Annotated in this window: 8 protein-coding genes; all 8 read right to left on the reverse strand. The window is 47.1% G+C overall.

What is annotated here, in order from left to right; genetic code table 11:
• Positions 1-94: 94 nt before the first annotated feature.
• Positions 95-4681, reverse strand: a complete 4587-nt coding sequence (locus AC4G47_RS14305; RefSeq protein WP_491106469.1) for a GH32 C-terminal domain-containing protein — start codon at positions 4679-4681, stop codon at positions 95-97.
• A 192-nt stretch (positions 4682-4873) separates the two neighbouring features.
• Entirely contained in the window at positions 4874-7123 is a 2250-nt protein-coding gene (locus AC4G47_RS14310; protein WP_491106707.1) for a GH32 C-terminal domain-containing protein, read from the reverse strand.
• A 29-nt stretch (positions 7124-7152) separates the two neighbouring features.
• On the reverse strand, positions 7153-8706 hold the full coding sequence (locus tag AC4G47_RS14315; protein ID WP_491106470.1) for a glycoside hydrolase family 32 protein: 1554 nt from the start codon (positions 8704-8706) through the stop codon (positions 7153-7155).
• Positions 8707-8842: 136 nt separating this feature from the next.
• Positions 8843-10468, reverse strand: a complete 1626-nt coding sequence (locus tag AC4G47_RS14320) for an ABC transporter substrate-binding protein (protein ID WP_491106471.1) — start codon at positions 10466-10468, stop codon at positions 8843-8845.
• Between the two features lie 114 nt (positions 10469-10582).
• Positions 10583-11479, reverse strand: coding sequence for a carbohydrate ABC transporter permease (locus AC4G47_RS14325; RefSeq protein ID WP_145325332.1), 897 nt, complete (start codon positions 11477-11479; stop codon positions 10583-10585).
• A 12-nt stretch (positions 11480-11491) separates the two neighbouring features.
• Positions 11492-12442: an ABC transporter permease gene (locus AC4G47_RS14330; RefSeq protein WP_491106472.1), complete on the reverse strand. Its 951-nt coding sequence runs from the start codon at positions 12440-12442 to the stop codon at positions 11492-11494.
• Between the two features lie 181 nt (positions 12443-12623).
• Positions 12624-13592 (reverse strand): LacI family DNA-binding transcriptional regulator, encoded by a 969-nt coding sequence (locus AC4G47_RS14335; RefSeq protein WP_491106473.1) that lies wholly within the window; start codon positions 13590-13592, stop codon positions 12624-12626.
• Positions 13593-13988: 396 nt separating this feature from the next.
• Entirely contained in the window at positions 13989-14516 is a 528-nt protein-coding gene (gene loaP / locus AC4G47_RS14340; protein ID WP_458122609.1) for an antiterminator LoaP, read from the reverse strand.
• Between the last annotated feature and the right edge of the window lie 40 nt (positions 14517-14556).

The raw sequence follows: 14556 nt of genomic DNA on the forward strand, positions 1-14556 counted from the left end.
GTATACTCCCTTCTATCTTACCTGCTGTACTTCCTTCTCCATTTCGAATGGCAAGCTGCTCTGGCTGCTCGGTTTGTTTGCGGTGACCACAGAGTTATTCGGAGGGCTGGTAGGACCGACTGGATCGATTGGATTTGTCGAGGTATTTTGGAGTAGTCGGGTTATTCACCTTAACTGGTACATTGAAGTCATCGACGTTAATATGTCCAAAGCCGCCTGTGGATTGGTCAACCACCTTAATATAAAGCTCCTCGCCGATATACTGCGACGCATCCCAAATTTTCCGTTGATACTCCTCATAATTGGTGGCAGTCTCTTTAAATAGCTCTTTGCCGTCCGACGCCCGGACCAGCGCAACATACAGTTTATCGATATCACGCCCGCCGCTGACCAGGAAGTTGAGTTTACCGTTCCCGCCAAGGATGAAGTTCTGTGATTTAAGCGTTCCCGTTAAACTGTCACCGCCGGCTTCCTCATTGAAGCTCCACAAATGATAGCCTCCGGGAATTTTATGTGACGGATTGAAATAAATCGTGTCCCAGAAAAACTGGGCATCGGTCACATGGACATTCTGGAACGCGTCTCCTTCCGTAATCCAGCCTGTTAAGTCGCCTGTGGCAAAATCATGGTTAGGCAGGTCCGTAATATCGGTGTATACGGATTTGTCCCAGTTGTCAGGCACATCGACCGGAGCAGCCGGTTCACCCGTCAAGGCATTCATATTCCATACTTCCATCGACTTGACCGTTATATCGTTGTCGCCCCAGACCTGCAAGCCCAAGGAGTCGTATCTGCCTACATAGACTCGGGTTGTCAGCTTTTTCTTGTAATTGGCAAAGGCTTCAACAACCGAGCGATCGAGGAAGATATGCAGCTTCAGGTTCTCTCCGTCAAGATCTACGTACTCTCCTTGAATACCGTCCACGCGCACATCCGGATCAATGCTGCTCTTGGTCCGATCCACATTAAAGGTCCCGTTCGTCTTGTCATAGTAAATCAGCGTTTCCTCTTGGCCATTATCGGAGCGCCGCAGTTTGAGACCGAATTTCTGGGCTTCGCCCGGATCAATTTCCATCACAATCTCCAGCATGTCACCCTTGACATTTTGGATCAACTGATTGGCGGCAGCCAAATTTTTGTCCGCGAAATCAACCACCTTTTCTCCCCGGAGACTCTGCAATTCTTGAATGGGCTCAATGCGCAATCGATCATCTTCATCCAGACTCAGTGAAACTGGCAATGCCAAATTATGCGCCCATCCGGATTGGTATTCAGCTTGCGGTGTTCTTACATTCTGCACCATGGAGTAAACGACCGTTCTTCCGTCAGGTGTGACCATACCGCTCTCTGCGGTTAAATAGCCATCGCCCACATCCAATTTGGAGGGTGCATCTTGATCAGGTATAAATTTGAAGTGATCCCGGTCCCAGGTTCCAATCCAGTAAAAAACCTCAACATCTCTTTGCACATCGTTTGCTGGAGGCACTTGCTCCGGTTTCTCATGGGGATTAACCATGAAAATATACTTTTGCTTGCCTGTACTGTCCTTGCCTAACGGCAACAATACCGGCAGTTCCCATACCGTACCGAGCTCCGGATACTGGCTTCTGTCACTAACGTATAAAGGCCCCTTATACTCCCAATTGTACATATCGTCGGACACATACACCAAAGCTGTGCCGCTGCTGAAGTCCTGAAGGCCGGACGTCACTAACTGATACCACTTATCTACTTCTTCGTCGTACCATACAAATGGGTCCCGAAACTCGTTATGGATGCCATTCCCGTTCTGCTCCGTTACCGGTTCGGGATATTTCACCCATTGCTCTAAATTGGAGTCGGACAAATCAGCCGGAGTCGCCAGCCCTGTTCTTTGGTTAGGGGACAGGGAGTCATTGCCGGCGGTATAAAAGAGAACAGGATTTCCGTCTCGATCATACGCTGCACTGCCTGACCATGCGCCGTCCGGATCAAGGGTGCCCGCTTCGGGCGCAAGAGCAGGCCTCACATTTTCCCAGTGAACCATATCGTCACTAACCCAATGTCCCCAGTGGATTTGATGCCAGAATGGCCCCTGCGGGTTATGCTGATAAAATAAATGGTACTTGCCGTTATAATAAATCGGTGCATGCGCTTCATTCATCCAGTTTTGCGGAGGCATCGCATGGTACTGCGGACGGTGCTGATCACCGTCGAATACACTAGGGTCCTCATCAATATCACCATTTGGAATTTCCGGAACCGTGCCGCCGTGAAGCGTCTTTACAGTCTCATACTCCGCAAGGATCTCCTGACCCGTAAGCGCTTTGTTCTGCAGCTTCACTTCATCGATGAGTCCGCTGAACATATTGTAGGAGAACAATCCCGCAAACTCTACAGGTCTATTGTTTTTCCCGATAATCAGGTTTTCCGTAGAAGGTGTGATCGGAACGTTGACAGGGGTCGCTTTAGAAGCCACTTCCTGACCGTTTAGATACAACTTAATCATTCCTTCTTCCTTGTCGAAGGTAGCGGCTACATAATTCCACTTGTATTTTTCGAGCGGGTGATCCTTTACCCATACTTGAATCCACTGGCCGCCGATCCCGACCTGCATCGACCATGTACCATGCCGGTACATACCAAGCGCGAAACCTTCAGCTTTATCCTGATCGGACTGATTCACGATAGCAGACAGCTTGTTTCCGTCGCCCCATTCGTAGCTGCGCGGCGCGACCCAAGTTTCAAGCGTCAACGCGTCGCTTACAGGAACGGCATCCTTTGCATGGACCTCGATATCATTCGAGTATCCATCGAACAATAGTGCACCGCCTTTTACTCCGCGCGGAGTCCATCTTGGATCTTTCGAGTCCATGTATCTGGCGTTGTTAAATACATAGTTCACATCGTGCTCCAGATTGCTTACTTCCTCAAGCGCCTTCTTTCCTGCGCCTTCATCAAGACTCATATAGAAAATGGTCCCCAAACCATGAGCTTGAAAAGCGTCAACCGCAATACTGGCTTGGTTGGATTGATCGACAACCTTGACATAGAGCTTCTTATTATAGTGTTCCTGTATTCCCCAGGTAATTTTCTCGTTCGCACTGACATCCCCGGTCTTTTCAAGCAACGCATTCGTATCCGCATCATAAAGTGCGACGTAGGCGTCCTCCGAATTGTCGATGCTCAAAATAGTAAATGTAATACTTCCGGTTCCCTGAAGGGTGAAAGTATTGGAGGTAATGGAGCCCTGTCCTTCCGCAGAGGACTTGGCAAAGAAGTTCCCTTCTTTACCGGCTTGAGGTTCTTGGGTCACTTGAAAAGCATTACCTTCCGCTGTCCATCCATCCAAATTCCCGGTTTCAAAACTGCGGTTTGTGAGTTCGATCGGGATAATGTTTTCTGCCATGACTCCTTCTTCCGGCACGAGTTCATTGAAAGTGTGGAAGGCGTCCGCAAAGATTACTCCCCAATCCGCGTGCCCATTATCGACGATCTCCACATACAGCTTCTTCCCGATATACTTGGAGAGATCGGCTTTATATTGCTCCATATTCGCGAGTCTCAGGCCCTGTGCCGGATACGGGAAGCCGGACTCGTTAAATTCGGTGTTGCCGTACCTGGAAATCAGTTCACCTGTGTCCGCATTGATGACGTTCACATACACTTGATCCGTATGCTTGCCTCCGCCCAGTCTGAAGGTAATCCAGCCTGTTCCGCCCAGCTCGAAGGTGCTGGAACGAAGCTTACCTGTCGCAGTCTCGTTATACTTCAATCCGTTTAAATGATATGTGCCTTCCTGGTTATACGGGATTTGTTCAACCCAATAGGTGGTTTCGTCCGACACGCTGTTCGGACCAAACGCTTCTCCTTCTACAACCCTCCAGCCTGTTAAGTTCCCGGTTTCAAAGCTGGGATTCTCAATTTGATAGCGTTTGAAATCCGGCTTGATATCCGTGGCGATAATTCCTTCAGCAGGCTCGGATTCATGATACATGAAGAATGCGTCCGCAAATATCACGCCCCAGTCCGTGGTTGCATTATCGACGATCTCCACGTACAACTTTTTGCCCAAATATTCGGAAAGATCCGCCTTATATTGCTCCATATTGGCAAGCCGCAAGCCCTGGTCGGGATTCGGGAAGCCAACGTCAGCGAAGGCGCTATTGCCATACCGGGCAATGACCTGCCCCGTCTGGGATTCCACGATATTTACATATGCCTTGTTTGGATTTTTGGCACCGCCAAGCTTGAAGCTGATCCAGCCGCTGCCGCCCAGCTCGAAGGTGCTGGAACGAAGCACGCCGGTCGCAGCCTCGTCATGCTTCCAGCCGTTTAGATGATAGGTACCTTCCTGATTGTATGGGATTTGTTCCGCCCACCAGGTTGTTTCATTCGATACGCTGTCCTGACCGAACGCTTGACCTCTGACAACCGTCCAGCCTGATATATCCCCAGTTTCGAAGCTTGGATTTTGGATTTGATAGACTGTATCCGTAACTGACAACCCCTCGTCAGCCTTGGGGATATGATAGACCGAATCCGTAACCGACAATCCCATGTTCACCTGTAGACTGAGTGCTTCCTCAACATCAGCCATGGATTCGGCTGCGGCCGAGATTCCGGGAGCTGCAAGCTGAAGAACCATCACCCCTATAACCATTTTGGAGATCCATACTTTGTTTCTTTTGGCTTCTCTCATCTACGAGCCTCCTTCTTCATTTCTTATTCATGCAAACATTCATACGTAATTTGAAATGGCTCTCCGTATACAAGGATGCATAGTTGTCATAAAGCAAGAGAATGAAGCGTTTCCATTCCGATGGGTGCTAAGTGGCCTAAAATGTTAGTTACATTACCCATATGGTAAGTAAGGAGCGCCTAGGCGCTCACGTTACCATATGGATTGCATATCCCATATTTCCATGGACTTAACCAGCGGTTCCCCATCGCCCCAGATCTCAAGTCCCAGAGCATCCTTACGGCTCGGATACACCCGGGTCGTCAGACTTTTCAATCCGTTAGCATACGCTTCGACCATGGAGCGGTCCAAATAGATGTGCAGCTTCAGATTCTCCCCCAGCAGCTCCAGCTGACCTCCCTGAACCCCGTTACACCTTTCTCCCGGGTGCAGCGTCGTTTTTGTCCGATCAACCAAGAGCTTAGCTTCATTTAGATCATAAAATAGCAGCGTTTCTTCTTCTCCATCCGGCGTACACCGGACTTTGATTCCGAGTTGGCTGGCACTGCCCGGCTCCAGTTCCACTTGAATCTCAAGCATATCGCCTTGAACATCCAGAAGCAGTTCATTAGCCTCAGCCAATGATTTGTCCTGGAGCGCTAGCCGCTTGGCACCACGCAAGGATTGAAGCTCTTGAATCGGCTCGATTCCCAGCCGTCCGTCATCCCGCAAATACACACTGAGAGGCAAGCCGCCGTTATGAGCCCAGCCCGATTGATATTCAAGCTCAGACGTCCGGTCGCCTTGGGCTATTGTAAATATGATCTTTCTGCCGGTCTTCGGATCCACCATGCCGCTCGGGCCGGTAAAATGGAAATCACCGACATCAATCAGTTCCGGCTCCTCTTGATCTGGAATAAACGAAAGATTTTGTTTATCGAGCTGTCCAATCCAGTAGAATACCTCGACATCCGCTCCTTGTCCCACAGGGCTGACCAGTAAAAGATGCTTGTTCACTCCCTGTTTATCGCTGCCAAGTGGAAGAAGCACGGGCAGCTCCCAGATCGGTCCAAGATAAGGGAACTTCTGAATCTCTGCTTTAAATAATGGCCCTTTGTACGTCCAATTCAGCATATCCTGCGACGAAAATGCCAGCGCTGCTCCACCTTCACCTTCGATCCCGGACCCGACCAAGGCAAACCAACCTTCATCATCCTTCCACACGAAGGGATCTCGGAAATCTCCGAATACGCCCATGCCCTTCTTCTGTACAATCAACGGCTCCGGATGTTTGACCCATTGAACCAGTTCCGGGTCCTTATCCCGGGAATAGGTGCTTCGGGCAAGCGCCACGCTCTGATTCGGCGAAGCACTGTCATTGCCCGCCGTAAAGAACAAGACAGGCAGGCCTTCTGCATCATAGGTCGCGCTTCCCGACCAAATCCCGTCCGGTGCGAGATGATCTTTTTCGGGTGCTAGGGCCACGGGAAGATCCCGCCAATGTACCAGGTCCTTGCTTACCCAATGTCCCCAGTGGATCTGATGAAAGAACGGTCCGAGCGGGTTGTGCTGATAAAATAAATGATATTGTCCATCAAAATAGATCGGCGCGTGGGGTTCATTCATCCAATGGGCCAGCGGGCTGACATGATATTGTGGTCTGTGCCGATCCTGCAGCAGAGGCGTCCGATCCAGTTTGATCTCATCATACGTTAATTGCGGATGGCTTCCTCCATGGGCGGTGTCCAGCACATACCGATAGGAAGCGGCCACCTCGTCCGCGCTCAGAGGCCGATTATAAATCTTGAGCTCATCGATAATACCGCTAAACATGTGCAGGCTGAATACTCCCGCCAGCAGGCTGCCGTGATTATTTTTGCCGATGAGCAGATCCTCGTCCACTGCCTCGGCCAAGCGGGAACCACGAGGCAAGACGGCCGAAGCGATTTCATTGCCATTCAAATACAGCTTCATTTCCCCTTGGTCCCCATCGAACACGGCACTCACGTAAGACCACTCATTCTTAGGCAGTTCATGGCCGTCCGACGACCAAACTTCCTTCCATCTCCCCCCTTCCAGACCGACTTGGAAGGACCAGGTGCCGTGACGAAACATGCCAAACAGATAACCCTGCTTGCGATCCATGTTGTAGCGATTCACAATGGCGGACAACTTGCCCTCATCTCCCCATTCATAGGAGCGTGGCGCTACCCATACTCCGATACTTAGCGCCGATCGGTATTCCGGCTCGCGGTTAAAATCTCCCTCTTTTTTGAATGAATGAGCAATGCTAGTCGAGTAACCGTCGAACAGGAGGCCGCTTCCCAAAACTCCCTGTCTCCACTGCGGATCGCACGGTTCGGTAAACTCCGCTTGATTAAATACGTACTGAATATCATCCCGATCTTCGGAGACGCTCTCCATCGTGCTGGCTCCGGTTCCTTCATCGAAAGCCCAAGACATAATCAAACCCTGATTGTCGGGTATTTGGTTCACGATTCATCCCTCCTCGATATCTTTCCTGTGTTGTTATTGGAAATATGGATGGACTGAAGTGTATGGATATACAGCGAATTCAGTATAAACTGCCCTGATTCCGTACTTATTGAAATTTGATCCATCGGGGCATCCGGAAAAATTTGATCCGTCAGCACAACCAGGCCTTCATTCGCATACACTTCAACCGAATTGCGATCCAGCCAGATATGTAGCTTAATTTTCCCGTTTTCCGGAACTAACCTGACTCCATGCTGACATGCAAACGAAGGATGGAAGTCCGTTATGCCCGATTTGGATCGGTCGATGAATAGCCATTGACGCCCAGGATCATATCCTATGATGGTCTCACTCTGCTCGGACGATTGCATTTGGATACGAACCTCTCCCGAAGATCTAATATCGATATCCGCTTCGATCTCCAGGAGATCATCCTTTGTCTTTAGCCTAATCGGAACCTCTGGAGTAACCGTGGTATCAGACCAGCTTATCGATTCTATTCGAAGCTGCTCTATTTCCTGGACAGGCATTTGGGTTAACACGATACCCTCATCCCGATTGGTTAAGGACAAGAAACGAGGCAGCGTCATCGCGCCTCTCCAGTCTTCCGTAGGCGTCTCGTTGGCATATTTCCAGTTGTTCATCCAGCCAATGATCACGCGACGTCCGTCTAGTTCATGCATATCCGACCAGGTGACCCCTGCATAGTTGTCCCGACCGTGATCCAGCCACATGATATGATCGGCAGGGTTGCCGTTGATGAAGGTATTTCCGTCAAACTCTCCAATAAAATATTGCGTGCGTGATCCTTCCGGACAGGAGGGGTTATCCCCAATGCTAATGACAAGTACCCATTTGGAACGCCCACTGTTATCGATTGACAATTCAAAGAGATCCGGGCATTCCCAAACGCCATCATGCGAGCCTTCCTCATGACCGAACTCCCCTGTTAGTGACCATTCACGCAAGTTTTTCGATCCATAAAACCGAACATGATCTCCCGCGACAATCGTCATGACCCACCGCTCACTTTGCGAATGCCAGAACACCTTCGGATCCCGAAAGTCTGCCAGAGCAGGTTCGGCAAGCACCGGATTCCCCTTGTATTTGTTCCAGGTCCTTCCATTATCTCTGCTGTAAGCCAAGCTTTGCCGCTGGCGCGGCTGTTCGGTCTCTGGACATGTATCCGCATGGGTAAAGATTGCAACCAATCCATGAGCACCTTCGAAAAATCCACTGCTGTTGTTAAAGTCAACCACACAGCATCCGGAAAAAATAGCTCCATGTTCGTCCGGGAATAGAGCGACAGGTTCATGCTGCCAATGAATCAGATCTCGACTTACGGCATGACCCCAGTGCATTGGCCCCCATGTATTGCCATAGGGATGATGTTGATAAAAAAGATGATATTCTCCCTCGTAATAGACTAATCCGTTCGGATCGTTCATCCAATGAGATGGAGGCGAAAAATGAAATCCTGGTCTAGATCCATCATCCACATGCTGTTTATTTAACTGCAATCTCTTATTAATTTCATCTGTTGTCGGCATAGACTGAAGAGCCCCTTTCCGTATTGTTAATAACGCACCGCCAGCATTGGCAAAGTCAGCAACTTATAAGTCTATCAATACTCCCTCGTCGGCTATTACATCAAGCACAGATTCTCCCCACCCAACGTTTGATTATTTATTTGTTTAAATTTGCGTTATAACGATCCAGCCCATTTTGATAGATCTCCATCAATTCGTTCAATCCCATCTTCTCCAGGTTCTTCAAATAGCTGTCCCACTGTTCATTCACGCCGCCATCAACAATGAATTTTCCTCGTTGGGTATTTACATATTTAATCAATTCGGGCTCAATTCTATTGATTTTGTCCAGTTCCTCCGGCTCAAAGAAGATACTCGGATAGTTTTCCTCTTCCATATAGGGATCGTAATATTTCTCCAAATCTTTAACTCGCTGTTGGGCTCTAGGCTCCAAATCAACTACTTTCCCCAAGTCTTCGATGGTAATAACGCCAGGTCCGCCTGCCCCTGGAGCCACCTTTTGACGGAATTCGCCTGCGGAAGTTCCTTCAGGAAGCGGCAGGTTTACCAACTTCCCATTCTCGTCCTTCTTAAATACGATATCCAGCGGACCCCAGTGGATTTGAGCAGCCATGTACGGTTCATACTGCTGATCGATCCAACGCATTGTGATTTCCGGATTCTGGTTCTCTTTTGTAATCACGAAAGCGCCGCGTCCTGGACCGCCACCATTACCGCGACCGATCAATTGATCCCCGTTCGGTCCTTTGAGCGGAGATAGTAAAGCATAATCCTTGCTTCGCTCCGATCCGACAACCTCATCGGCTTCCCACCAGATGTAGGAGCCAAGCGTTTCGATTGTCGTTTTCCCTTTGGCCAGATACTGAGCGGCATCCTGGGTGAACGATTCAGGGTCAATCAGGCCCTGCTTATACCATTTTTCATGAAAATAGTTCAATGCTTCCTTATATTCAGGTTGCGTAGCGGTAAAGATCACTTTTCCGTCGCGCACGACCCGATGTTCCATATTATCCGGAAGTCCGAAAGCTCCGAATATGCCAGCAATATCCATACACCACTGCATGTGCATAAAGCTTAACGGAATTTCATCGGCTTTGCCGTTACCATTTGGATCCTGTGTCTTAAAGGCAACCAATGCTTCCGTGTATTCATCCAATGTTTGCGGCATTTTTAGGCCCAGTTTGTCGAGCCATTTTTTATTGATGACGTGAAAGAATGGGTTTGTTCCAAGGTTGTTCTCTTCCCATGAAGGCAGCCCGTAAATATGCCCGTCCGGTGCTGTGATCGCTGATTTAAGGTCAGGTCGACGATTTAAGAGCGCTTTCAAATTAGGCGCATATTCATCGATTAAATCCTCCAGCGGAAGGATGGTTCCGTCTTTACCGTAATTGATCAGCTCGTAATCCGAGAATCCGGCTCCATAAAAAGCGTCAGGCAAATTTCCACTGGCCAGCAGCAAATTTTTCTTCTCTGTAAAATCGGTATCCGGAATGTTCTCCCATTCGATCTTAATGTTGGTTTTCGATTCCAACCGCATGAAAATTTCCATTTGCGAGTACTCGGGCGCCAATGCAGCTTTGGGGGATACCATCCTTAACGTTATCGGTTCATCAACAATCGGCAGCCCCGTTTTGTTGAAACTAGCAGCCTGATTGGAATTTTCCGACTGATTCTTGGAGCCACCACCGCCTCCTGAACATCCACTCAGCGCAAACGCTCCGGCCAGTATAAGAATTCCCGCTCTTTTGAATACAGATTTCATCGTACATAACCTCCCTTTAGATCATTGCACAAGCTAGATACCTTTCTTTGACCTACCTCTGTATTGATGTATCGAAACTGCTGCACATCCCCCCTTTCAAGTACCATGACAATATCATCCCTTGATCGAGCCGATCATTACGCCTTTGACAAAGTATTTCTGCAGGAAAGGATACAAAATCAGCAGCGGCAGACTGGATACCATGATGACACCGTATTTGATCAGTTCCGTTACGCGCATCTTCGCCGCATAGGATTCCACATCTACCATCATGCCGGAGTTTACCTGATTCTGGACGAGAATATTGCGAAGCACCAGTTGTAGCGGATATTTATTTTCGTCGTTTAAATAGATCAAAGCGTCAAAGAAACCATTCCAGAACCCGACGACATGATACAGCACCATGACGGCTAATATTGACTTGGATAAAGGCAATACAATACTCCAAAAGAATCTGGTATTTGAACAACCGTCGATCGAAGCGGCTTCCCACATTTCATCGGGGATGGAGGACTGAAAAAAAGTCCTTACAATAATAACATTCATGATGCCGCCAGCACCGGGGATCACAAGTGCCCAAATCGTGTTTAGCATATGAAGATCCTTGATTAACAAATACGTAGGGATCAACCCGCCACTAAAAAACATGGTGATCAGTAAAAACCACATGATGGCCGATCTTCCAACCAGATTCTTACGAGCTAACGGATAAGCTGCAAATACGGTAACACCTACTCCGATCAAGGTTCCTAAACCCGCGTACAACAAAGAGTTGGCATATCCGATCCATATGGAAGAGTCACTGAATATTCGTTCATAGCCATCGAGCGTGAAGCCCTTTGGAAATAGCCATACTTCCCCCGAATAAATCAGATTGGGATCACTGAATGAAGCAATCAGTACAAAATACAGCGGAAATAAAACAATCAGCATAACTACGGTCAAAGAAAAATAGTTGATAGCGTCAAACCATGCGTCCCCTCTGGTTTTTCTCTTCAAAAATTGGTTCAAAGTGAATCCCTCCTACCACAAACTGGTTTCCGTTAATTTTTTGGCGATCCGATTGACGATGACAATCAGGATGATATTGATGACAGAGTTAAACAGTCCGACCGCGGTAGAAAAGCTGTACTGCGCCTTCTGAATCCCCAATTCATATACATAGGTTGGAATAATATTCGAGGTGGCATAGTTCAGATCGCTTTGCATAAGAAATGCTTTCTCGAAACCAATGCTCATGACGTTCCCGAGTGCGAGAATTAGCAGGATAACGATGGTCGGCAAGATGGACGGAATGTCAACGTACCATACACGCTTCCATTTACTTGCTCCATCCACAATCGCGGCTTCATGCAGTTCGGGATTAACCCCGGCAAGGGCAGCCAGGTAAATAATCGTGGCAAAACCAGTCTCTTGCCATATCCCTGACAAAATGTACAAAGGACGAAACCATCCCTCGTCAGCCATGAATAGAATGGGTTCTCCTCCGAACCAGGTAATAATGTGGTTCACGATCCCGCTGTTTGGCGATAAAAAAACATGGAGCATACCGACGAGGACAACAGTAGAAATAAAGTGGGGTGCATAAATGACCGTCTGGATAAATTTCTTGTATCGCTTGCCCAACATCTGATTCAGCATGATTGCGATAATAATTGGGGCAGGGAAGCTGAACACAAGCGATAAAAAACTAAGTGTTAGCGTGTTTTCTATGATCGCCCAAAAGTTATAAGAATTGAAAAAATCAACAAAATGCCGGAACCCCACCCATTCACTGCCCCAAATTCCCTGGCTCGGTGAAAAATCCTTAAATGCAATTTGTACTCCGTACATCGGATAGTACTTGAACAGGAGATAAACCAGAATGATCGGTAGAAGGAACAAATACAGTTCATAGTCGCGTTTGACTCGACTCCAAGTTTTACGATTTTCTTTGATCAGGGGTTGATTTCCCCCGAAATCTCTTGAATTCATCCTCATACTCCCTTTCTTCATAGAATGTATTTTGTTTTTGAAACGTTTCCAAAAAAAATGAAACGTTTCCAATTTAGTATAAGAAAAACGTCATCCGGTAATTTCACCGGTGAAGCAGCCGTAACAGCTGATGTTTTTCTAGTAATAATTAAAGGGTATATTATTTATTTCGAGGGAATAATCAAGTCGTTTCGCCTTGTCTAAATATGACCGGAAGACGATAAACTTCCCTGTCTAATGTTTCGCCATCGATCTTTTTGTAGAGCAGTCTGATCGTCGTACGAGCCATCTCCTCTACAGGTTGTCTGATCGTTGACAATATCGGATGGAAATAAGTATGATCCTGAATGCCGTCATATCCGATGACCTTTACATCCTCCGGAACGCGAATGCCCTGCCTGCCTGCCCTTTCAATATATTTGGCGGCGAACATATCGGTAATGGCAAAAATGCCGTCCACATCCCGATGATCTTTTAGAAACTCGCCAAAATAGGCATCATCATCTACAACCGGGTCTGGCTTTTCGTATATAACATAGTCGACTCCCATTGCTTTGGCTTCATGAATAAAACCTTCTCTCCGATTCATAGTTTCACTGAAAACGGATGTGACACTTCCCAGAAAAGCCGGTTTTTGGGCTCCCGCTTTGACAAGTTCCCTTAACGCCAGACGTCCACCTTCATAATTGTCCGAAGTAACGCATGTGATTTTCTTGTTGAAGTGCCTGTCGATACTGACAATCGGAATGTCATTGCTTACGAAATTTTCGATATCGTTGTACGTAATGCCGACAATACCTGCCACTTTATTTTGTTGAAGCATATCCAGATAATACAATTCCTTTTCAGGTTTGCCGCCGCTGTTGCACAGCATAAGCTTAAAACCTTCCCTGTCCAACTCATCTTCGATGTAATAAGCCAGTTCAGAAAAAAAGGGATGCCAGATACTTGGGAGCAATAGGGCTACCATCTTGGACTTCCGCATTTTGAAATTTCGTGCAATCTCATTAGGGATATAATTCAACTCTTGTATGGCCTTCTCAACTTTTCTGCGTGTTGAGGGTTTAACAGAGCCTGAATTGTTAATGACTCGGGACACAGTCCCCACAGCTACACCAGCTAAGGTGGCTACATCTTTAATACTTGACATTTAACCCCCCACTTAATCTCTTTTATGAAAATCATCATATCATCGAATTGGAAACGTTTCAATATAAATTTTGAACCGCTTTCTTCTGTTTAAGTTACCTACTGAATGGCGATTGGTTACGGTTACATTTAGGTAATTATCCTCGTATTCTCTTTATCCTACTTCTTGTCCCTCGACAATAAATCAAAAAAACCGTTGATCATGTATCAGATCAACGGTTTCAAAAATATACTCTTTTTACAAATGCCTCAACTTTTTATTCTACACATCTTATGCTTGTATGTTGGATTATTGCTCATAACCAGCATTGGATATCTTGTTTATCATTCCAAGAAGGGACACTAATTTCCTTACTCCTCGTCCCTGCAATCTCCAACCAATGCTCATTTAGTTATTTCAAGCAAGTAAGACATTGATGCCGACATCGATCAATTTGACCTCGTTCAGCAACTGCACCTCAATTTTGGCCCTTGACTTACGTTTATCAATTTTCCGTATCATCGCTTCTTTGCCGAGGAGTGGTCCGGATGTTACTTTGATTTGGTTCCCGCCGAGAATGATATCCGAGTATCCCATTGTTCCGTTGACACCGCATAGCTGGATGAGCCAGTCCATCTGTTCCTTGGGAATCGGAGTGAAAAAATTGGCAGCCTGATCATGCTTATGAATGCCGCCATTGACCATATACAAAATATACGGCGTTTCTTTGATGTTGTAATATAAATCGTGAATCTGTCCGGTTCGGATAAAAATATAACCTGGGAACAATACTTTGGTGCAATGACGAGTCTTTCCCTGTTTTCGTTCCGGAATCATTCGTTTGGGTACTAGACAACTTAAGTGCTGTAGCGCATAAAATCGATCCATAAAAAGTTTAATTTCTTCTTCTCTTCCACTCTGTACAAAAAAGCTGTACCAGTTCATAGATCCTCCCATGACCTTTTTTATGGACAAATTCAAACCC

The organism is Paenibacillus sp. Negev47 (assembly GCF_058313655.1).